General features: G+C 62.0%; 20 protein-coding genes. 11 read left to right on the forward strand and 9 right to left on the reverse strand.

Annotated elements, in window-relative coordinates; genetic code table 11:
- The first annotated feature begins 5 nt into the window (after positions 1-5).
- Entirely contained in the window at positions 6-1,922 is a 1,917-nt protein-coding gene (locus FEZ60_RS05670; RefSeq protein ID WP_033234128.1) for a propionyl-CoA synthetase, read from the forward strand.
- Between the two features lie 92 nt (positions 1,923-2,014).
- A complete protein-coding gene (locus FEZ60_RS05675; protein ID WP_033234127.1) occupies positions 2,015-2,860 on the forward strand; it encodes a mycofactocin-coupled SDR family oxidoreductase in 846 nt (281 codons plus the stop codon).
- 308 nt (positions 2,861-3,168) lie between these two features.
- On the opposite strand, the gene FEZ60_RS05680 is transcribed toward FEZ60_RS05675, so the two are convergent.
- The gene (locus FEZ60_RS05680) at positions 3,169-3,555 is read right to left on the reverse strand and encodes a DUF1304 domain-containing protein (RefSeq protein WP_033234126.1); all 387 of its coding nucleotides are present in this window, start codon (positions 3,553-3,555) and stop codon (positions 3,169-3,171) included.
- 85 nt (positions 3,556-3,640) lie between these two features.
- Between FEZ60_RS05680 and FEZ60_RS05685 the strand changes: the two genes are divergently transcribed.
- A complete protein-coding gene (locus FEZ60_RS05685) occupies positions 3,641-4,222 on the forward strand; it encodes a TetR/AcrR family transcriptional regulator (RefSeq protein ID WP_172935718.1) in 582 nt (193 codons plus the stop codon).
- 29 nt (positions 4,223-4,251) lie between these two features.
- On the opposite strand, the gene FEZ60_RS05690 is transcribed toward FEZ60_RS05685, so the two are convergent.
- On the reverse strand, positions 4,252-4,839 hold the full coding sequence (locus FEZ60_RS05690; protein ID WP_172935719.1) for a TetR/AcrR family transcriptional regulator: 588 nt from the start codon (positions 4,837-4,839) through the stop codon (positions 4,252-4,254).
- A gap of 105 nt (positions 4,840-4,944) precedes the next feature.
- On the opposite strand from FEZ60_RS05690, the gene FEZ60_RS05695 reads away from it, so the two are divergent.
- Entirely contained in the window at positions 4,945-6,183 is a 1,239-nt protein-coding gene (locus tag FEZ60_RS05695) for an MFS transporter (protein WP_172935720.1), read from the forward strand.
- A 44-nt stretch (positions 6,184-6,227) separates the two neighbouring features.
- On the opposite strand, the gene FEZ60_RS05700 is transcribed toward FEZ60_RS05695, so the two are convergent.
- On the reverse strand, positions 6,228-7,577 hold the full coding sequence (locus tag FEZ60_RS05700) for an FAD-binding domain-containing protein (protein WP_172935721.1): 1,350 nt from the start codon (positions 7,575-7,577) through the stop codon (positions 6,228-6,230).
- A gap of 10 nt (positions 7,578-7,587) precedes the next feature.
- Positions 7,588-8,175, reverse strand: a complete 588-nt coding sequence (locus tag FEZ60_RS05705; RefSeq protein WP_172935722.1) for a TetR/AcrR family transcriptional regulator — start codon at positions 8,173-8,175, stop codon at positions 7,588-7,590.
- A gap of 76 nt (positions 8,176-8,251) precedes the next feature.
- Here FEZ60_RS05705 and FEZ60_RS05710 point away from each other — a divergent pair, with 76 nt between their 5' ends.
- Positions 8,252-8,629, forward strand: a complete 378-nt coding sequence (locus FEZ60_RS05710; RefSeq protein ID WP_033234122.1) for a DUF952 domain-containing protein — start codon at positions 8,252-8,254, stop codon at positions 8,627-8,629.
- Here FEZ60_RS05710 and FEZ60_RS05715 read toward each other — a convergent pair.
- Positions 8,626-9,621, reverse strand: coding sequence for an ABC transporter permease (locus FEZ60_RS05715; protein WP_172935723.1), 996 nt, complete (start codon positions 9,619-9,621; stop codon positions 8,626-8,628). The genes FEZ60_RS05710 and FEZ60_RS05715 overlap by 4 nt on opposite strands.
- Before the next feature lie 89 nt (positions 9,622-9,710).
- On the opposite strand from FEZ60_RS05715, the gene FEZ60_RS05720 reads away from it, so the two are divergent.
- From FEZ60_RS05720 to mgrA, 4 genes are read left to right on the forward strand one after another with little or no spacing between them, the layout of a single operon-like run.
- Positions 9,711-10,286: a TetR/AcrR family transcriptional regulator gene (locus FEZ60_RS05720; protein ID WP_033234121.1), complete on the forward strand. Its 576-nt coding sequence runs from the start codon at positions 9,711-9,713 to the stop codon at positions 10,284-10,286.
- Between the two features lie 37 nt (positions 10,287-10,323).
- Positions 10,324-11,028: a response regulator transcription factor gene (locus tag FEZ60_RS05725; RefSeq protein WP_033234120.1), complete on the forward strand. Its 705-nt coding sequence runs from the start codon at positions 10,324-10,326 to the stop codon at positions 11,026-11,028.
- Positions 11,025-12,368, forward strand: a complete 1,344-nt coding sequence (locus FEZ60_RS05730; protein WP_033234119.1) for a HAMP domain-containing sensor histidine kinase — start codon at positions 11,025-11,027, stop codon at positions 12,366-12,368. Before FEZ60_RS05725 ends, FEZ60_RS05730 begins: the two co-directional genes overlap by 4 nt.
- Before the next feature lie 16 nt (positions 12,369-12,384).
- Positions 12,385-13,416 carry an L-glyceraldehyde 3-phosphate reductase gene (gene mgrA / locus FEZ60_RS05735; RefSeq protein WP_172935724.1) on the forward strand — a complete coding sequence of 344 codons (1,032 nt, stop codon included), beginning with the start codon at positions 12,385-12,387 and terminating at the stop codon, positions 13,414-13,416.
- A 10-nt stretch (positions 13,417-13,426) separates the two neighbouring features.
- Here mgrA and ppk2 read toward each other — a convergent pair whose 3' ends face one another.
- Positions 13,427-14,395, reverse strand: coding sequence for a polyphosphate kinase 2 (gene ppk2, locus FEZ60_RS05740; RefSeq protein WP_162487757.1), 969 nt, complete (start codon positions 14,393-14,395; stop codon positions 13,427-13,429).
- A gap of 225 nt (positions 14,396-14,620) precedes the next feature.
- On the opposite strand from ppk2, the gene FEZ60_RS05745 reads away from it, so the two are divergent.
- Positions 14,621-17,053, forward strand: a complete 2,433-nt coding sequence (locus FEZ60_RS05745) for a lysylphosphatidylglycerol synthase transmembrane domain-containing protein (protein ID WP_033234118.1) — start codon at positions 14,621-14,623, stop codon at positions 17,051-17,053.
- Positions 17,054-17,062: 9 nt separating this feature from the next.
- On the opposite strand, the gene FEZ60_RS05750 is transcribed toward FEZ60_RS05745, so the two are convergent.
- The 3 genes from FEZ60_RS05750 to FEZ60_RS05760 form a co-directional block, all read right to left on the reverse strand.
- Positions 17,063-17,341, reverse strand: a complete 279-nt coding sequence (locus FEZ60_RS05750; RefSeq protein WP_033234117.1) for a hypothetical protein — start codon at positions 17,339-17,341, stop codon at positions 17,063-17,065.
- Position 17,342: 1 nt separating this feature from the next.
- The gene (locus tag FEZ60_RS05755) at positions 17,343-18,509 is read right to left on the reverse strand and encodes an LLM class flavin-dependent oxidoreductase (protein WP_045069061.1); all 1,167 of its coding nucleotides are present in this window, start codon (positions 18,507-18,509) and stop codon (positions 17,343-17,345) included.
- A 94-nt stretch (positions 18,510-18,603) separates the two neighbouring features.
- Positions 18,604-19,374 carry a helix-turn-helix transcriptional regulator gene (locus FEZ60_RS05760; protein ID WP_230590122.1) on the reverse strand — a complete coding sequence of 257 codons (771 nt, stop codon included), beginning with the start codon at positions 19,372-19,374 and terminating at the stop codon, positions 18,604-18,606.
- Between the two features lie 124 nt (positions 19,375-19,498).
- On the opposite strand from FEZ60_RS05760, the gene FEZ60_RS05765 reads away from it, so the two are divergent.
- Positions 19,499-20,710: a low temperature requirement protein A gene (locus FEZ60_RS05765; RefSeq protein WP_033234114.1), complete on the forward strand. Its 1,212-nt coding sequence runs from the start codon at positions 19,499-19,501 to the stop codon at positions 20,708-20,710.

Genomic DNA, 20,710 nt, shown 5'->3' on the forward strand with positions numbered 1-20,710 from the left:
CATCGATGAGCGAGAGCCAGCCGGCGTCCCACACCACCTATGCCGACGCGTACCGCGAGAGCATGGACCAGCCGGAAAAGTTCTGGCTCGACGCTGCGCAGGCAGTCGACTGGGATGTGGCTCCCACTTCAGCTCTCGACGATTCCGCGGCGCCCGTCTACCGCTGGTTTCCGGGTGCGTCGCTGAACACGAGCTTCAATGCTCTCGATCGCCACGTCCGTGACGGCCGCGGCGATCAGACCGCACTGATCTTCGACTCCGCGATGGTCCCCACCAAGGCCACGTACACGTACTCGGAACTGCTCGAGCAGGTGTCACTGTTTGCCGGTGTGCTTCGCGACCAAGGTGTTGTGGCGGGCGATCGCGTCATCATCTACATGCCGATGATCCCCGAAGCCGCAATTGCGATGCTGGCCTGTGCGCGCATCGGCGCAGTGCATTCGGTGGTGTTCGGCGGTTTTGCCGCGAAGGAACTCGCAACTCGTATCGACGACGCCGGCCCGGTTGTCCTGGTGACCGCGTCTGGTGGCCTCGAGCCGGGCCGCACCATCGAATATCTGCCGATGGTGGAGAAGGCTCTGCAGCTTTCCGCGACACCGGCGCACACCGTCATCGTGAAAAATCGTGAGCAGATTCCGGGTTCGGCGGCCGATTACAAGTCCAGTGGCGCAGCGTGGTTCGACTGGGACGAGCTGATCTCCGACACGACGCCGGCTGCTCCGGTCTCTGTCGCCGCTACCGATCCGCTCTACATCCTCTACACCTCGGGCACCACGGGTAAGCCCAAGGGCGTTGTGCGCGACAACGGCGGACACGCTGTTGCCTTGACCTGGACGATGAAGAATCTCTACAACATCTCCCCTGGCCAGGTGTGGTGGACCGCGTCCGACGTCGGCTGGGTGGTCGGCCACTCGTACATCGTCTACGGCCCGCTGCTCGCGGGAGCCACGACGGTCATGTACGAGGGCAAGCCCGTCGGAACGCCGGATGCCGGCGCGTTCTGGCGCATCATTTCCGAGTACAAGGTCTCGGCGCTGTTCACCGCTCCGACAGCAATCCGCGCTGTCCGCAAAGCCGATCCCGACGCGAAAGAGATTGCCAAGTACGACATCTCGTCGCTCGATACCCTGTTTGCCGCCGGTGAGCGCCTCGACCCCGACACGTACGAATGGGCGACCCGCGTTCTCGACCGGCCGGTCATCGATCACTGGTGGCAGACCGAAACCGGGTGGGCGATCTGCGCAAACCTTCGTGGCCTCGAACCCATGGCGATCAAGGCCGGTTCCCCCACCGTCGCGTGCCCCGGCTATCGCGTCGAAATCGTCGACGGCAAGGGCGAACTCGTCGAGGCGGGCACCGAGGGCAACATCGTGATCGGTCTCCCCCTGCCTCCCGGCACACTCGCCGGACTGTGGCGCGACGACGATCGCTACGTCAAGTCCTATCTCTCCACCTTCGACGGTTACTACCTCACCGGCGATTCCGGCTACATCGACGAGGACAACTACGTATTCGTCCTCGGCCGCAGTGACGACGTGATCAACGTTGCGGGCCATCGCCTCTCGACCGGCAGCATGGAAGCTGTTGTCGCAGGCCATCCCGCAGTCGCGGAATGCGCCGTCATCGGCATCCACGACGAACTCAAGGGACAGCGTCCCAGCGGCTACGTCGTACTCAAGTCCGGCGTCGACATCGATCCAGAGACGCTGCGCAAAGAACTGGTCGCCCGGGTCCGCGATCAGATCGGTGCCGTCGCCACGTTCCGCGACGTAACAGTGGTGGGCGCCCTACCGAAGACTCGTTCCGGCAAGATTCTGCGCAAGACCATGCGCCAGATCGCCGACAACGAGGAGTACACAGTGCCATCCACCATCGAGGACGCGACCGTCCTCGAAGATCTGACGAAACTCCTTCGCGGATAACAAATTTTCCGGTTCCCCTGCCCGGCACCGCCAGAACCCGCAAGATGAACATGTTCTAGGTTTCAGGTAGTCACACGGGCAGGGGAATCAACATGGGCACATTGGACGGACAGGTCGCATTCATCACCGGAGCGGCCCGCGGTCAGGGCCGCGCACACGCCGTGCGCCTCGCGTCCGAGGGCGCAGACATCATCGCGGTGGATCTGTGCTCACCGGTCGCGACAGCCGGATACGACATGGCTACCGAGGCGGACCTGGCTCAGACCGTCAAATTGGTAGAGGCGCAGGGCCGACGCATCTCCGCCTCCGTCGCCGATACCCGTGATCATGACGCGCTCAAAGCAGCGGTCGATGCCGGTGTCGAGAAGTTCGGCCGACTCGACATCGTCATCGCCAATGCCGGTATTGCCGCATCAGCGAAGTTGTCGTGGGATCTGAGCCCGGAAGAATTCCGTGAATTGATGGACATCAACGTCACCGGCGTCTGGTTGACCACAAAGGTCGCAATCCCCCACATCATGAGCGGCAACCGAGGCGGATCAATTGTGCTGATCAGTTCCATGGCGGGCCTGCGGGGCGTGCCGGGCATCGCCCATTACTCCGCGTCCAAACATGCCGTCCGCGGATTGGCGAAGTCATTGGCCAACGAGCTCGGCTGGGCCGACATCCGGGTCAATTCAGTGCACCCGGGCAACGTGCGCACCACGATGATCGACAACGAACCCATGGTTCGAGCATTCCGGCCAGATCTGGAAAACCCGGTTCTCGAGGACACCGCGCCCATCATGTCGAAGCTGAATCTCCTGCCGCATCCGTGGGTGGATCCCGAGGTGATCGCCGACGCGGTGTTCTATCTGGTGGGGCCTGCCGGACGGGGAATCACCGGAATCGCATTGCCCATCGACCTGGGCACGTCGGAAAAGTTCGCCGGCGGATAGGCGGCTAGATCACACAAAATTGCCCCTGCCGGATGGGTCTCGAGCACCATCCGGCAGGGGCAATTCTCGGCTTGATCAAGCCTTCGTAGCAACAGAACAAGTAGTCGGCAACCTCATAGGCGCTCCTCGTCTGAAGTAGGAAACTCTTGTGTGGGATGCGCAACAAACCCAAGACCAGGATAGAAGCATTCTCGGAAAAGTGCGCGCCAATCGGCGGTATTTTTTCAGATTCGGACAAACGCGGCAAGCCTCTCACCACCTATTATCGAACCGGATCGGATCTTTTACCCATCCCGACCGTCCCACCCTTACAGCAGGTGGATCACCAACAAGATCACTGCGATAGCCGGGAACAGCATCTGAACGACCGCGGCGCGCGCTTTGTCCGGCGAAGACAGGATCAGGACAAGACCCGCCGCAACCATCGACCCGGTTCCCGCGAGAACAAGCGCGATTCCCACTGACGCCGAACCTGTTGCTGCGACGACAATGCCGATCACCGAGACGATCGCCAGGAAAAGGTTGTAGAAGCCCTGGTTGAACGCCAGCGGCTTTGTTGTCAGCGCTTCTTCCTCCGACTTCACACCGAATGTGGCGCGGGTCTTCGGCGCCGTCCAGAGGATCGATTCGAGGACAAAAATGTAGACGTGCACAACTGCGGCCAGTGCGGCGAAGATGTAGCCGGCGACGTTCATCGGTGGACTCCTGAGTTTCGGTGAATTCTGTATCGTTCGGTCCAATATATACTGGACCGAACGATACAGAAAGGGGTGGCTTTTGATGGCCCGGTCACAGGAGTTCGATACCACCAGCGCGATTGCCGCAGCGTTGGATGTGTTCTGGGCTCGCGGATACGAAGGAACGTCGCTCACCGACCTCGAAACGGCAACCGGCTTGAGTCGGTCGAGCCTCTACAACTCGTTCGGCAACAAGCGCGGCGTATTCGACGCGGCGGTGCAGATGTACCTCGAACACGTCATCCGCCCGCGCCTGCGCGGCCTGACCGACAATCCGACGCCCGACGCGGTTGAGCGCTACCTCACCTCCCTGCACGGCGCCATCACAACCATGACCTCTGATTCACCCAGACGCGGGTGCCTGCTACTCAACGCAGCAGCGGGCATCGGCGCGCACGACGACGCCGTCGCGGCTGTGATTCGCAGCTACCGGCAAGAACTCTCCGATGCGATCGGCAGTGGACTACAAGCGTCATTTCCGAACGCTACGGCCGCCACACTCGCGGATCGAACCCGAATTCTTCTCTCCTGCACCGTAAGCGCGCTCGTTCTGGCCCGGGTCGATACCGCACAGGCAAGTGCAACCCTGGAGTCTGCACGCCACCTGCTTGTCGAATGGAGTTAGCAGATTCTTCGAAGATCACTCAAACCAGCTCACTCCGTAGCGACCCGCGCCTCGAGGGCAAGCGCCTGGTCTACCAATTCCGCGACTCGTTGCGGCGAGACCGGCTCGAGGTCGAACAGAATTCGGTAGATGATCGGCGCCACTACATGATCCACCACCGAATCACCATCCACTGCAACAGCTTCCGGCCAACGCGCGAGTATCACATCGATCTGCGTACGGCAGAAGAAGGCGCACTTGAATTTCTTGGTGCCATCTGGTGCGTGCGTTTGATCGTCGCTCATGAGCACATCTCGCAGCGACGCACGACCGACCGGCGCGGACATCTCCTCGAGGTACTCCTGCGCCCAGACTGTCAGATCTCCTCGGAGTGAACCCGTTTCACGCGGGTCGGCATCCGGGCGCAGTCTCTCGATCGAGACGTCCGCAAAGACTTCGTTGATGTCGCCCCACCGCCGATAGATGGTAGACGGGGTCACACCCGCGTCGGTCGCGATCATCGGGACCGTGATCTCTGCTCGATCGCGCTGTTCCAACAACTTGCGCGCCGACGCGTGCACAGCCTGTTGGATGCGCGCGCTGCGGCCTCCGGGGCGCGGACCTGTGGACGGACTCATGAATCAATCCTAACGCAAAGATGTTGCATTAGGACATTGCCAGGCGTAGCGTCCCAAACGCAAAGTATTTGCGTTTGAGGTCTTCACCACCCGCACGGGAGCGCTATGACAACGACCGTTTCACCACCGACCGAGAGCACCGCACGCCCGCGCCTGGGTCGGGGAGCAGCTTTCACACTGATCGCCGTCATCATCGCCACGTTCCTGGGCGCGTCCGCGACCCCGACGCCGCTGTACGAGCACTACCAACAGATGTGGGGATTCTCCTCGCTCGCGTCGACGCTCGTCTTCGGCATCTACGCCCTCGCACTGCTCGCCACCCTTCTGACCGCCGGGTCCTTGTCCGATCACATCGGCCGACGTCCGGTCCTGCTCGGAGCGCTTGCACTCGAGGCAGTCTCGCTCGTGTTATTCGCCTCGGCCGACGGCTTGGCGATCCTGCTGATCGCCCGCGTCGTGCAGGGAGTTGCCACCGGCGCAGCAATCAGCGCTTTGGGTTCTGCGTTGATCGACCTCGAACGCACTCCCGGCCGCGGGTCCATCATCAACAGTGTCGCTCCGACAGTCGGCCTTGCCGTCGGCGCGGTGGGTTCGAGCCTCATCAGTGAGCACCTCCCCCGACCAACGAGCACTGTCTACCTGGTTCTCCTCGTACTGGTCGCTCTCGAAATCCTCGGGGTATGGGCCGCGCCGGAAACCTCGGGCGGACGGCCAGGAGCCTGGCAGTCGCTACGCCCCACCCTTGCCGTTCCCCGCCAAGCACGCACGATGATCGCGTTGACCGCACCGTGCCTGATCGCGGTTTGGGCGTTGGGCGGGTTCTACCTCTCACTCGGACCGGCGTTGGCGCGCAACGCACTCGAGGTTCACAGCTCTCTCATCGGAGCCATCATGGTCGCAACGCTGACGGGATTCGGAGCGGCCGCAGTGCTCACCTTCCGCACACTCGGTGGCCGGACTGTGATGCTGATCGGAACCACAGCACTGGTGCTCGGGGTGGCCGTCACACTCGTCGGCGCTGAAACATCCTCTGCGGTACTGATTCTGGCCGGTACAGCCGTTGCGGGCATCGGCTTCGGAGCGGGGTTCCAGGGAACCATCCTCACTGTCATGCCGCTCGCCGAGAACCACGAACGCGCGGGTCTGTTGTCCACCGTGTACGTCATCGCATACCTGGCCAACAGCCTTCCGGCATTGCTGGCCGGCTATCTGGTCGGCAAGGTGGGCTTGGTGGATACGACGCGTGGTTACGGGGCACTTGTCATGATTCTCGCGGCCGCCGCGCTGGTCGGACTGTTGATGACCGGAGAACGCAAAGTCTCGAAGCCATCCATTCGCGAGTAGATTTTCTCCCTGCTGATTCTTTCGGCAGCGATCGATCGACGGTTTCACTCCACCTTGATTTCGCCGTATCGGCGCAAGGCTTCCTCGCGCTCGTGCGCATGGTCGACGATCGGGTCCGGATAGTCGACCGGGCGCATCGCTTTCAGTGAGTGGACAGCTTTACCAGGAACATCGCGGAGTTCGGGGACCCACCGACGGACGTATGTGCCGTCGGGATCGAACTTCTCTCCCTGCGTGATCGGGTTGAAGACGCGGAAGAAGGGCGAGGCATCCGTGCCCGACCCCGCGGTCCACTGCCACCCGTGCTGGTTGGACGCCAAGTCACCGTCCACCAGATGCGACATGAAGAATCGCGCGCCACGCCACCACGGAATGTGCAGGTCCTTCACCAGGAAGGACGCGACGATCATTCGCACCCGATTGTGCATCCAGTGCTCGGCCGCAAGTTGGCGCATCCCCGCGTCCACGATCGGGAAGCCGGTTTTCCCTTCGCACCACGCTCGGAACGCCTCATCCGCAGACGCTCCGCTGTCCTGGCGCAACCGGTCGAATTTGCCGTCGTAGTTGCCCCGGGCACTGTCGGGTCGCTGAAACAGGATGTCCGCGTAGAAGTCTCGCCAGGCCAGCTGGCGACGATAAGCCTGAGCGCCGTCGCCGAGTCTCTTGGAAAGATCTGCCAACATGGTTCGCGGATGGATCGTGCCGTACTTGAGCGGAATCGACATCCGGCTGGTGGTGTCGAGATCGGGCCGATTGCGTTCGTCGTCGTACCGGTCAAGATCGTTCTCGCAGTATCCTTTCCACTGCTCTTGCGCACCGGCCTCACCGACGAAATCACTGGCGGAGCCGGATGGCACGGGAATCTTCACCCGCCGCGGACCGCCGTCCTTGTCGCCGGGATCAAACCAGCGGACGGTCCGCGCATCGGTTGCTGCCGGACCACGCCAACCATGCTGCATCCACTGACGGAAGTACGGCGTGAACACCTTGTACGGATCACCGTCGGCCTTGGTGACGCGTCCGGGCGCCACGGCATACGGAGATCCGGTGGCTATCAACTCCACCTGCTCCGCCACGGCCGCGTCGCGCCGTCGGCCGTAGGGTCCGTAGTCGGCACTGATGTGAACTTCTTCGGCGCCAACGGATTCCGCTACACGGGGCACCACGTCCACCGGATCACCTCGAACAACCATCAGTCTTCCGTCGAGTTGATGATCGAGCGCCGTCAAGTTGGCGAACAGTTGATCCTGACGGGGTGAGCCTGCCGGTCCGAGCAGGTTCTCGTCGAGAACGAACAAACCCAACGTCTGCCCGCCGGCATCCGACGCTGCACTCAGGGTGGGAAGGTCACCTACCCTCAGATCACGTCGAAACCAGACCACAGAGTTACTCACCCCGTCGAGCCTACCGATCAGATCCCAGAACGCATCCCACCGCACGAACTGCAAGTTGCGCAGCTCTTTCTGCTGTCGGTTCGGGAGCGAGCCCGAGCAGTCGCTGCCGGTGCTCCTCCCCGAGCAGCAACGTGTACAACTGATCCGCGCACAGCGCAGCCTCCTCACCGTGCTGATCCAGCAATATCTTTTCCAGGAAGGCAATCGACTTGGCTGGGCCGGATTCGTAGAACGCTGCCGCCAGGTCAGGGAACTGCAATGCCTCACCGATCATCATGCGGTGCAGTGCAATCGAATTTTCGCTGTGCAAGGCGACGACGATATCCACTGCTGCTGAGAGAAGGTCGGACTGGCCACTGCCTGCATTCTCGACGTACGAGTGCTGACGTGCGACGGCAGCTGCAAACACCGCAGACTTGTCGCCGAAGTAGCTGTACACGGTGCGCTTGGCGACGCCGGCCGCCGTGGCAATGGCGTCAATGGTCGTTCGAGCGAACCCGACTTCTCGAAACGAGTCGACCGCGACGTCGAGAATCTCGTTGCGTCGATCAGCTCGCTCCGCGTCGCTGGTTCTCCCACGTCTACGAGATTGCTCCATCAAGTCCCCTACTACCGTGCCACTGAATTAATGCTACGTTGACGTTTCATTATTTCGAACACTACAGGAGCACTGCATGACCGGACAACGACTCGTCCACGTCGCAATCGCAGACGATTGGGAAGCGTGCAAGCGCTTCGGTGAATATGAGGTCTCCACTCGCGGAATCAGTTACGACGAGGCGGGATTCATCCGCGCAACCACCCCGGACGCACTCGCTTCGGTGCTCGATCTGGTGTTCGGCGACCTGACCCTGCCGCTGATCGTCGCCGTCATCGACGAGGACGCTCTGACCTCCGCGGGCATCGACGTCGAACGGGAGGCCGGAAAGCCTCGAATTCTCCGACCTCTACCGATGGACGAGGACACCGTGGTCGCCGAACTCGCCGTGGAACGCGTTGACGGGGCCTGGCCGATTCCCGACCTGACCCCGTACGCAACCCACGCCCGCTAGACCAGCACAGCCTCTGGTTCGGCTACCGGCGTCGACGACTTCTTCCGGCCGGCGGCAACGCACAGCGCAATCCCCGCAGCAATCCAGCACAACAGCACCAGTAGTGGTGTGCCTGCTCCATTGCCGTCGAAGAAGGCCATCGAGCGGACTGATGCCCCTGCGGCGCCCGGCGGGAGCAGTTGCCCCAACGCACCCCAACCCGCAGGCAACCACGCCGCCGTTGTCGCCATCCCCGAGAGCGGATTGCCGACGAACATCATCGTGACGGCGCCTAACGCGAATCCCTTCATCCCGAGCAGCGATTCGAGCCCCAGAATGGGGAGCGAAATAGCCGAAATACCCACGGTGAGCGTTAGGGCGGTGAGCAGGTAGTTTCCGTCAAGGCTGTTGGTGCCGAACTGCAGAATGGCAGTCAGTGCAAAACCAGCGACAACCGCGACCCCGACGGCGCCCAGCACTCGCTTGACGATACTGCGCGGAAACAGTTGCACGAGAACAACAGCAGGCATGATTCCTCCGAACACCAGAGGCAGGGCCAATGCCGTGAGCCCAGCACCAGTCGGATCGTCCGCCGTCAGCGGCACAACGTCTTCGACGGGCACCTGTGCCCCCGAAGCCTCCGAGAGGCCGTTGGCAACCCCGGTCAGCGTTTGAGCGATCGGCGTACCGCCGGCGGTCGCGATCAGCACGTGAGGGCCGGTCGCGTCGACGGCGATTCCGCCGACCACGTCTCGATTGCGAATCGCGTCGCGAAGGGAGTCGACATCGGCGAAGTTCTGGGTGTCGAAGGCACCCGGCTTGGTCGCCGCGAGCGAGGCGCTGATCTGCGTGGTTGCCTGGACTGGACCGGTGATGCCCAACTTCAGTTCGTGCGGGCCACTGTTTACCGAGGGCAGCACGAAAGCGAGCAGCATCAGCCCGATCACGGCGGACAAGCCCAACACCACGGCCACCAGCTTCTTGCGATCCCGTGCTTCAGCTTCGACGTTCATGATCACCTTCCCTAAGTGGAAGTTTTTCCTCCACTATTTGTGGAAGATATTCCTCCGGTTATGATGAACTGTCAATACCGGAGGTGAATGTGCGAGCCGATGCACGCGAACGCAGGAACGCAATAGTCGACGCCGCACGAGCGGTGTTCACCGAGCGTGGGCACGACGCCCCCCTCGACGCGGTCGCAGAACTAGCGAAAGTGGGGATAGCCACGCTCTATCGCAATTTTCCGACGCGCGAGGACCTGGTGACCGCGGTCGCCGTCGCGACGCTGACCGACGTCCGAGAGGCTGCGGACATCGCCCTCACAGCGATGCCAACCGATCCGACAAACGCGTGGCACACGTTGGTGGATCGGCTCGTGGAACTGCGCCTGGGTGCGCTCATTCCTGCCCTGGTGGAACATAGTTTCACCGAGTTGGCCCCCGAAGTTCTGGCAGTGCGCGAGGTGACGAAAGCGAAGATGACCGCGACAATCGGCGCCGCTCAGAGCGCCGGACTGGTCCGCGCCGATCTTCAACCCCTCGAATTTGTCATGGCCCTGGCCAAACTGACCCGCCCACAAATCGAACTGTCCGACGAGGCCATGCCGAACCTGGTCCCGAGGTTGGTCGCGGTGTTCATGGCCGGTCTACGACCGGACGGCACCGATTTACCGGTCTGATCCCCAAATCTGACAATCCCGCGGGCACAATAGGGCGGTGACCGACACTCCGCTCATCCTCGTGGTCGACGACGACGCCGACGTCCGCTCTTCCCTCGAACGCGGATTGAGGCTTACGGGATTCACCGTCCTGACGGCGGTCGACGGCGCCGACGCCCTCCGTGTGATCGCGAACAAGCATCCTGACGCGGTGGTTCTCGACATCAACATGCCGGTACTCGACGGCACCGGAGTCGTCACCGCGCTACGCGCTGCAGGCAACGAAATCCCCATCTGTGTGCTGAGTGCCCGAAATTCTGTCGACGACAGGATTGCCGGACTCGAATCCGGAGCCGACGACTACATGGTCAAACCCTTTGTCCTCGCCGAACTGATCGCTCGGATCCGGGCAATGCTGAGGCGGAGCAATGCCCCGGCCAGTGACCGCGGCGAAGGCGCCAACACCTTGCGCGTCGGCAATCTCGACATCGACCTATCCGGACGACGCGTTCGCGTCGACGGCAGTGAGGTCCCGTTGACCAAACGCGAATTCGAGTTGCTCGAAGTGCTCGCACACAATTCCGGCATCGTTCTCACCCGCGAACGCCTCCTCGAACTTGTGTGGGGGTACGACTTCGTCGCGGACACCAACGTCGTTGACGTGTTCATCGGATATCTTCGCCGCAAGTTCGAGTCGGGCGGCTCGCCGCGACTGCTGCACACCGTGCGCGGTGTCGGTTTTGTCCTGCGGGAAAATCCGTGAAGCCTCGGCAATACTCACTCCGAATCCGAGTAGCTGCCGCTGCCGCGTTGGGGGCCACGTTCATCGTCCTCGCACTCGGGGCTGTCGTGGCGTTGGCCATCGCACGAAACAACCTGGCACAGTTGGACCGTCGCCTCGAAACCGCGTCGACGGTACTCGTGGCCAACGCTGCGACGGCCGGCCCGTTCCTCGGAGCGTTCGGGGACGCCGGCGCGTTCTCGGTGACGATCCGCACCGCCACCGACGGAACGGTCATGTCGAGCACACCCACCCGGTTGCCGGAACTGCCGCCGGGTTCGGAAACCGTCGAAGTCGACGGAACCAAGTACCGCGCATACACCTCGAAAGCCGAAGGCATCAACGCTCTTGTCTCACTGGCAGTTCCGTATGCAGAAGCTCGCGACATCACGGTCGAACAGCAACGTCAGGTTGCCTTCTTCGGACTGGGCGCCGTGGCCGCTGCCGCCGCCCTTGGGTGGTTGTTCGGCGGCCCCGCTGTGCGTCCGCTGGTGGAATTGACCCGCCGGATCGCCCGACGCGACCCGGACCTCGCGACGCAGGTTTCCGGCATCCGAGAGGCGGACGAGCTTGCGGCAGCAGCAGAGTCGATGCTCAAGGACGTCGCCAGCGCACAAGCTGCCACGACGTCGGCGTTGGCAACTGCCCGCGACTTTGCCTCCGCTGCCGCACACGAGCTACGCACTCCGCTGACAGCAATGCGCACAGATATCGAAGTGCTGTCCACCCTTGATCTGAACCAGTCTCAGAGACAAGAGATTCTGGTTGATCTCGCCCGCGCTCAAGGCCGGGTGGAATCGACCCTGCGAGACCTCGAGCGACTTGCGAAGGGCGAACTGTCCACGTCCGAGGACTTCAAGGACACCGATCTGATCGAAGTGTGCGATATCGCCGCCGAGGAGGCGATGCGCCTGTATCCGGATCTGCGCGTGAGCGTCGACGCCGCCGATTCGCCTGTGCCGTATCGCATTCACGCACTCCCAGGTGGAATTCGTCTGATTCTCGACAATGCCATCACCAATGCCGTGCGGCACGGCCGTGCCACCGAAGTGCGTATCACGCTGAGTTATCGGGCCGCCGCACCCGCCGAGTTCACCATCACCGTCGACGACAACGGGGCAGGTATCCCGGTAGACGAGCGCGAAGCAGTGTTCGGGCGATTCACCCGCGGGTCCACTGCGAGTCAGACCGGTTCCGGGTTGGGGCTTGCACTGGTAGCGCAGCAAGCCTCCATACACGGCGGCAGCACATCGTTCCACGACAGCCCGTTGGGCGGTGCACGACTGCTGATCGAACTCAAGGATCTGTCAACGCACCACTGAATCGAAGGCAGGAACAATGTCCGAACCGTATGTCGCGCAGCCCGATCGCTACAACACCATGCCCTACCGTCGTACCGGCAAGAGCGGGTTGAAGCTTCCCGCCATTTCACTGGGCCTGTGGCACAACTTCGGCGACGACGTCCCCATCGACCGCCAACGGGCCGTGCTACGACGCGCATTCGACCTCGGCATCACCCACTTCGATCTGGCCAACAACTACGGCCCGCCGTACGGCAGTGCCGAAACCAATTTCGGACGGATCTTGCGGGAGGACTTTGCATCCCATCGCGATGAGTTGATTATCTCGTCGAAAGCCGGGTGGGACATGTGGCCGGGCCCTTACGGTTTCGGCGGTTCACGCAAGTACCTGCTGGCTTCACTCGACCAGTCGCTGAGCCGCCTCGGTATCGACTACGTCGACATCTTCTACAGTCACCGCCCCGACGCGGAGACCCCGATCGAGGAGACTGCCGGAGCTCTCATCAGCGCCGTCCAGCAGGGCAAGGCGTTGTATGCGGGGATCAGTTCGTACTCCCCCGAGCGCACCGGCGCGATCGCCGCACTACTCGAAGCAGCCGGTGTTCCGCTGTTGATCCACCAGCCGAGTTACTCGATGCTGAACCGCTGGATCGAACAGGATCTACTCGCCACTGTCGACGAACTCGGCGTCGGCGTGATTGCGTTCTCCCCCTTGGCCCAGGGAATGCTCACCGACCGCTACCTCGACGGCGTCCCCGAGAATTCACGTGCGGCACAAGGCAAATCACTCGACCCGTCGTGGCTCACCGACGATGCTCTGACCCACATCCGGGCCCTCGACGCCATCGCCCGTGGTCGTGGCCAGTCATTGGCGCAACTCGCGCTCAGCTGGGCGCTCCGCGATTCGCGCGTCACCTCGGTGCTGATCGGAGCATCCAGTGTGTCGCAGCTCGAAGCCAACGTCGGAGCACTCGACAATCTCGAGTTCAGCGCCGACGAACTCGCCTCCATCGATCGACACGCGCGTGAGAGCGGCATCAATCTGTGGGCGGAGGCCAGTTCGATCTGAACAGGCGAACCTAGGCCAGGGTCGGCAACTCGACGTTGACGTGCTCGCCCTCTTCGAAGACGGCTGACGCCGGTCCGACGATCAGGGGATCCGGGATTCCCACAACCCGGTGATCCTTGTTGGGGTATTCGAAGGAGGCGAGCACGTGACGCATCGCCTCGAGCCGAGCGCGTTTCTTGTCGTTGCTCTTGATCACCGTCCAGGGAGCGTCGCCGGTGTCCGTGTAGAAGAACATCGCCTCCTTGGCCTGGGTGTAATCGTCCCACTTGTCCAGGGAGGCAAGGTCGGTGGGCGAAAGCTTCCACTGACGCACCGGGTCGGTTCGACGGGCGGCGAACCGCGCCAACTGCTCCTCACGGCTCACCGAGAACCACAGCTTGTGCAGGTGAATCCCGGAGTTGACGAGCATCCGCTCGAAGTCCGGTGCTTCCCGCATGAATTCGAGATACTGCGTCGGCGTGCAGTACCCCATCACACGTTCGACGCCGGCGCGGTTGTACCACGACCTGTCCATCATCACGATTTCGCCGCCACTCGGAAGATGCGCGACGTACCGCTGGAAATACCACTGTGTGCGCTCGATATCGGTCGGCTTCTCCAGGGCAACGACGCGCGCGCCACGCGGATTGAGATGTTCTGTGAACCGCTTGATGGAACCACCCTTGCCCGCCGCGTCTCGCCCTTCGAAGATGATCAGAATCTTCTGACCGGTCTCCTTGGCCCACAACTGCAGCTTGAGCAATTCGATCTGGAGGCGGCGCTTCTTACGCTCGTACTCCCGCCGCGACATCTTCTTCTCGTACGGGTACCCCTGTTTCCAGGCATCCGCGTATTCGGCAGGCTCCAGCCCACCGAGTTTGTCCGTCAGGTTCGCAATCTCGTCGATCTCGTGCGCGTAGTCCTCGGTCACGGAGATTCTGGCGCCTTTGACGGACAAGTCTGGAACCCGACCGTCGACACCGTTCGACTCAGGACTCATAAGTGGTGCGCTCCTTACCGTCGAGCATCCGGAATGTGAATTTTACGCTCTGATGTCCGGCCACGTACGATCTCTGCTGCATTTACCGCGAACGCGCGGCAACACGTGCTTGCTCGCGGATGGACAACACGTCGCTGCCTTGCGGCGCACTGACGCCGGCACGGTACTTTGAGTCGAGGTAACCACAACGGCTGCCGATACCTGCATGAGAAGAGTTCTGAGGATATGCGTGTTGACGGACGGGACATCCCGGTAACGGGAAGTCTGCTGCCGCCGCTGCAACGCAGAACCAGCGACATCATGCGCGTCGTATTTGCTGCGGTAGTCCTTGGCGGTGTGATCGCCGGTTCGCTGATCACTCGTAGTCAGTGGGACGCCCTCGAGACCTCCGTGTCCAACATCGTCGGTGTTCTCTCGCCCAGCCTGTCCGACACGGTGTACCTGCTGTACGGCCTCTCTATCCTGGCTCTGCCGTTCGCGATTCTCATCGAACTGATCGTCGGCAGACGCTGGAAACTGTTTGCCGGATATGCCGCGGCGGCGATGTGCGCGCTGGTGGCGCTGTCCTTCACCGGAACCGGCCTCTCCGCCCCGAAATGGCACCTCGACGTGCCCGACCGCCTCGACGCCACCTTCCTGTCCCAGTTCCTCGACGATCCCCGCTGGATCGCGATGCTGGCCGCCGTTCTGACCGTGTCCGGACCGTGGCTGGCAAAGAAGTGGCGACGAGTCTGGTGGACCTTGCTTCTGCTGTTCGCGCCGATCCACCTCGTCGTCAGTGCGATCGTGCCCGCCCGGTCGATGCTCGGATTGGCCGTCGGTTATCTCATCGGTGCCGTCATCGTCCTGCTGGTCGGCACACCCGCTCTCGAAGTTCCGCTCGATTCCGCAGTGCGTGTGCTGTCGAAACGCGGCTACCGGGTCACGGCGTTCCGAGTGGTCAGCCCCTCAGGTCTCGGTCCACTCGTACTGTCCGCAGCCGTCGACGAAGTCCCCGACGACGAACTCTGCGAGGATCTGACCGTCGAACTGTACGGACAGAATCAGCGCAGCAGCGGCGTGATCCGGCAGACTTTCCGCTGGATTTCCCTGCGCAATCGCGAGACTCCGCCGCGTCATGCGTCGCTCCGCCGAGCCGTCGAACATCGTGCGTTGATGGGAATCGCGTTTGCCGACATCGGACTCGCAAGTTCCAAGGCAGTGGCAACCGCACCACTCGATCGTGGCTGGGAAATGTACGCTCGCCCCACTCCCCGTGGGATCCCACTCACAGTCGCTGCCCGGGATCAGAAAACCGAGGATCTCGACGCGGACGGTCCGTCCACCAAGCTTGTCGACACACTGTGGCAGACACTGCACACGACGCACGTCCACCAGATGGCACACGGCGACCTCCGCGCATCCGAGATCCACATCGACGGCGGCGGAGTCCTGTTCGGCGGTTACGCCTACTCCGAATTCGGCGCTACCGACGTGCAGATGCAATCGGACAACGCACAGCTGCTCCTCACCACGGCAGCACTGTTCGGCGTCGAGTCGGCTGTGGACGCGGCTATCCGCACCCAGGGCGCGGAAACAATTCTTGCCGCTTCCGGACGATTGACCGCCTCAGCTATGCCGAACCGAATCCGCAAGGGAATCCCCGATTCCACCCCGCTGATGACCGAGATCCGCGACGAAGTCGGCGCCAAGAACGGCATCGAGAAAGTCGCCCCGGCACAGGTCACACGATTCAGTCGCAATCAGATCATCCAGCTGGTGCTCCTCATCGGCTTGGTCTACGTCGCTTACCCGTTCGTGGTTCAGGTGCCGACATTCCTGTCCGAACTCGAGACCGCCAACTGGTGGTGGGCACTGCTGGGACTCGGAGTCTCAGCACTGACGTATGTCGGTGCCGCCGCAGCGCTGTGGGCCTGCGCGTCGTCGATGGTCAGCTATCGACATCTGCTGATCATGCAGGTGGCCAACACGTTTGCGGCCACCACCACGCCGGCCGGTGTCGGCGGCCTGGCACTGAGTGTGCGCTTCCTCCAGAAGGGTGGACTCGGAACCGTCCGAGCCACAGCTGCAGTTGCGTTGCAACAGACGGTTCAAGTAGTGACCCACGTGGGTCTGCTGATCTTCTTCTCCGTCGTGGCCGGCCGAGATGCCAACCTGTCGCACTTCATCCCCGGAACGACAGTGCTGTCCCTCATCGGCGGCATCGCCCTGGGAATTCTGGGCGCATTCATGTTCATCCCCAAACTGCGGCGCTGGCTCAACGAGGACCTCAAGCCGCAGATCACCGAGGTTCTCGGCGAACTGAGTCAGCTGGCACGTAACCCCACACGCTTCCTCATCATCGTCGGCGGAAGTGCGGCAACAACTCTCGGCGCAGCATTGGCACTGTGGGCCAGCGTCGAAGCGTTCGGCGGCGGAACAACGTTCATCACCGTCACGATCGTGACCATGATCGGCGGAACGCTTGCATCTGCCGCCCCGACACCCGGCGGCGTCGGCGCCGTCGAGGCCGCCCTCATCGGCGGCCTGACGGCATTCGGACTCCCCGCGAGCATTGCGGTCCCGTCGGTCCTCCTCTACCGCGTGCTGACCTGCTGGCTGCCCGTCTTCTGCGGTTGGCCCATCTTGCGATGGCTACAGAAGAAAGACATGGTCTGAAAGAAGCCGCTACGTGCGAACAACGTGGGCTTGCAAGGCTTTTCCGTCCTCGTCTATCCAGCCCTTACTCTTGGCGTAGTCGATCATCTCCGCCACGCCTGCCGCAGCGTTCTCGATTCGCTTCGTGAGAATGAAAGCGCTTGCACCGCGCGCATAACCGAAATCCCGAGCGCGCAGCACCTCGTCGAGTTCACGCTCGGTCATGTCCGACGGCACCTCGACATGGAAGTCCCGTAGGTTCCCGGCATCCTCGACGCTGACCCGGCCTTCCTCGACCCTGATGTACACGTCAGGCCTTGTCTGCGACCTCTTGGGCGTACTTCTTCGTCATGTGATCCACCGCGTCGAGTTGTGCCTTGGCATGTCCCTCCCGGACGGCCCGTGCATGCTGCGCTGCATCCAACGTGGCCTGCGCCTGCCCCTGGAAATGGGGAAAGACCTCCTGCGCGAACAACTCTGCCGAACGACGCGTGTCCTGCGGATTCGCCCAGTCATGTCCCATCTGCAGCATGCATCCGAATCCACCGGACTGATCCCACAGTCGTTGCACTTGACGCCGAGCCTGCTCCGGCGTGCCGATAACGCCGATTCCCGCCTCGTTGACGAAGTCGATCATCTCGTTCAAACGAGACCCCGAGACCGCCATCTGAGGGAAGGCCGCGACGTGCTGGAAGTAGTCGAACCACTCCTCGATTCCGTACTCCACCTGCTTGCGCGCTTCCGCCTCGGTTTCCGCGATGTGGAACGGCCCCGCCAGAGACCACCTGCGACGGTCCACCGTAGTGCCGTTGGCTTCTGCGCGCTCCTCCATCACGTTCCAATGATGTGCCAGCGCATCGAAACCGTCGGCGGACAGGGTCGCACCGATGGACAGCAAACCCAGACCATGTGTGCCGGCCAGGCGTGGCCCGGTCGGGGAAGCGACTGCGGCAACGGTTATTTCGATACCATTCTCCGAATACGGGGCAAGTTGCAGCTTCGCGTCGAACAACTCGTGAGTGCGCGTCTTTGCCGATACCGTCTCGCCACGGAGCAGCCGAACGACGATGTCGAGATTCTCCTGCAACAACTCTCGCGTGTCTGTCGGATTGAGTCCGATCATCGCCGAGTCGGTGGGCAACGATCCGGGCCCGACGCCGAAGATCGTGCGACCGTGAGTCAGATGGTCCAACTGCATGATTCGATCAGCTGCCCACAGAGGATTGTGATACGACAGCGACGTCACGCCGGTTCCGAACCGGATTCGCGGTGCCCGCTGCGATGCCGCGGCAATCATGATTTCCGGTGATGCAATGATTTCGCTTCCGGCGGAGTGATGTTCACCGAACCACGCCTCGTCGTAGCCCAACCGGTCGAGATGTTCGACCAGTTCGAGATCGCGCTGCAACGCTGCCGTCGGATTACGTCCGGGGACGTGGAACGGTGCCATGAAATACCCGAAGCGAAGCCTGCTCATGAGTTTCTCCTTGTGCCGTGGTCCAATTCTTGGCCGTGCACACAAAGGCTATCCATCGAGTGACGCCAGTCACAGTGCACGAAAGTGGATAATTTCAGGCCTGCTGGTCGGCCAATTTGTGCTGGTAGACCAACTTCACGAACTCCGCCCGATTGCGCACGTGCAGCACAGCGAGGATCCGGCTGACGTATTTCTTCACCGTGTCGGGACTCAACGACAAGATCACCGCGATCTCGTCGTTGGTATGGCCGTCGGCCAACAGTTCGGCAAGATCACGCTGCCGCCGCGTCAACTTTTCCTGCCAACTCGGACTCGACTGACCGGGCAAGGTCTGACACAACAGTGATAGTTGCCGACCCACTATCCCCAAGCCCGCCACGTCGGTCGCGGACAGATCCTTGCCCTCCGAATCGAAAATCCCGACCAATCCGTGAACGCCATGAGCCAGTTGGAGGTGCATGACCGCTGCGCTGTGCAAACGCTTGCGATAAAGAAAATCGCTGAGGTACGTCGCCGATTCCGATGGCACATCCAATAATTGAGTGTGGGTGATGGCCGGGGACGACATCAATGTTGCCCGAGATTGCGCTGTCGCGAACACGTCATCGGGATACCACCGCGCTTGATACTCGTCGAGAATCGGAGTAATCCGACCCGTGGTCACCGGATTCGGGTCAGCGAATGCCGACGTGAATGTGGGACCGACGAGGAAGGTGGTGTTGGGGCAGCGGTAGTGATCGTGCAACGCGACCATGAGGAGGTTCTTGAGCTGATCGAGCGTTCTCGCGGCCGAACAGTAGTCGAGGATCGCAAAGACACGGTCGTAGTCCGCAGCGGACAGCGCGAGGTTACCGCTACCGTGCACGTCGACCACCTCACCCGAACTATGATCCAGATCACTCAACGGACAGCATAAGCACAACTTCGAGAAAACGGACAAGTTCGCTGCCTACCAGCACGGTTGATGCCGATAACCGATACTGAGCTTTATGTCGGAACTCGGAAATGAACCGGACTCGAAGCAGAAGGCGGTGCTCGAGCGACACGCGTCATGGATCGAATTGTTCTTCGACCTGGTCGTGGTTGCCGGTATCGGTCAGTTGGCTCACCTGCTCCACGGTTCGCCGTCGTGGTCGGATGTCGCGCTCTACGCATTGCTCTATCTCGCGTTCTGGACCGCGTGGGCGACGTTCACGATGTACGGCAACATTGCCGGCGACCGCGTCCGAATCCCGAGCATGCTGATCGCCATGTTCGGACTGGCCGTCATGATGGCGGCCGTGGCCGGCATCCACGACAACCATGCGCTGGCCTTCGCTGTCGCCTACGTGGCCGTACGTCTGCTCGCGAGTCGGGTGTGGCACAACGGCCAGATAGTCGTGGACTGGCCGATCGCCCAGATGTCTCTCGGCGTGATTCCGTGGATCGTCTCGTTCTGGTTCGAGGGCGAAACTCGGTTCTGGCTCTGGACCGCCGGTGTGACCATCGATCTGCTGATCATGTTCATCGTCTCCGGCACCGCGATCATGGCAGACGCGCAGGAAAAGCTCGACCGCATCATCAAGATCCGTGGGTTCAAGGACGATCGGATGCCCGAACTCGAAGCCCTGCACTCCGAACGGGCTCACCTTGCAGAGCGGCTAGGCCTGTACGTCATCATCGTGCTGGGCGAGGGTGTGATCCTCGTGATCTCCGCGGCCTCGAAGCTCACCTGGGACTCAACGGTGGTCAGCCTCGCCGTCGGGTCGTTTGTCCTGCTCTCGGGTATGTGGGCGCTCTCGCTTCTCTACGGTCACGCCGGCGTTCCGCACCTGCAGCCCGAGAAGTTTCCCGCTCGCATCGACATGGCCATGCACTGTTTCACCACCGGCGCAATCGCGGTTCTGGTCGCAGGACTCGGAGCGGCAACCGAACACGGTGCGGAGCATACGCCCGCGAATCTGCGGTGGCTGTTGTGCGGAAGCATCGCAGTCTATTTCGGAATCAGCACGGTGGCAGGGCTGTTTGCGCGGTCGGACCGACGGTGGCTGCTCGGCTGGGCGATCCCCTGCACCGCGATCCCCATCGTCATGGGCGTCGTCGGCACACATATGAGCGCGACATGGATCATCTGGGTGCTGGTGGCCACCGTCGCCTGGCAGAACGCCTACGAGTACGCGCAGGTACGGCGTTCGCGCCGCTCTGCTGTGCGCCTTTATTAA

This window comes from Rhodococcus sp. MS16 (assembly GCF_013277795.1).
Lineage (GTDB): Bacteria > Actinomycetota > Actinomycetes > Mycobacteriales > Mycobacteriaceae > Rhodococcus_F > Rhodococcus_F globerula.

What these genes read in the sequence shown, in the direction of transcription:
- FEZ60_RS05765 (WP_033234114.1), top strand. Translation starts at nt 19,499, where the DNA reads ATGTCGGAACTCGGAAATGAACCGGACTCGAAGCAGAAGGCGGTGCTC.
- FEZ60_RS05755 (WP_045069061.1), bottom strand. Translation starts at nt 18,509, where the DNA reads ATGAGCAGGCTTCGCTTCGGGTATTTCATGGCACCGTTCCACGTCCCC.
- FEZ60_RS05685 (WP_172935718.1), top strand. Translation starts at nt 3,641, where the DNA reads ATGGCCCGGTCACAGGAGTTCGATACCACCAGCGCGATTGCCGCAGCG.
- ppk2 (WP_162487757.1), bottom strand. Translation starts at nt 14,395, where the DNA reads ATGAGTCCTGAGTCGAACGGTGTCGACGGTCGGGTTCCAGACTTGTCC.
- FEZ60_RS05670 (WP_033234128.1), top strand. Translation starts at nt 6, where the DNA reads ATGAGCGAGAGCCAGCCGGCGTCCCACACCACCTATGCCGACGCGTAC.
- FEZ60_RS05675 (WP_033234127.1), top strand. Translation starts at nt 2,015, where the DNA reads ATGGGCACATTGGACGGACAGGTCGCATTCATCACCGGAGCGGCCCGC.
- FEZ60_RS05695 (WP_172935720.1), top strand. Translation starts at nt 4,945, where the DNA reads ATGACAACGACCGTTTCACCACCGACCGAGAGCACCGCACGCCCGCGC.
- mgrA (WP_172935724.1), top strand. Translation starts at nt 12,385, where the DNA reads ATGTCCGAACCGTATGTCGCGCAGCCCGATCGCTACAACACCATGCCC.
- FEZ60_RS05745 (WP_033234118.1), top strand. Translation starts at nt 14,621, where the DNA reads ATGCGTGTTGACGGACGGGACATCCCGGTAACGGGAAGTCTGCTGCCG.
- FEZ60_RS05715 (WP_172935723.1), bottom strand. Translation starts at nt 9,621, where the DNA reads ATGAACGTCGAAGCTGAAGCACGGGATCGCAAGAAGCTGGTGGCCGTG.
- FEZ60_RS05680 (WP_033234126.1), bottom strand. Translation starts at nt 3,555, where the DNA reads ATGAACGTCGCCGGCTACATCTTCGCCGCACTGGCCGCAGTTGTGCAC.
- FEZ60_RS05705 (WP_172935722.1), bottom strand. Translation starts at nt 8,175, where the DNA reads ATGGAGCAATCTCGTAGACGTGGGAGAACCAGCGACGCGGAGCGAGCT.
- FEZ60_RS05690 (WP_172935719.1), bottom strand. Translation starts at nt 4,839, where the DNA reads ATGAGTCCGTCCACAGGTCCGCGCCCCGGAGGCCGCAGCGCGCGCATC.
- FEZ60_RS05710 (WP_033234122.1), top strand. Translation starts at nt 8,252, where the DNA reads ATGACCGGACAACGACTCGTCCACGTCGCAATCGCAGACGATTGGGAA.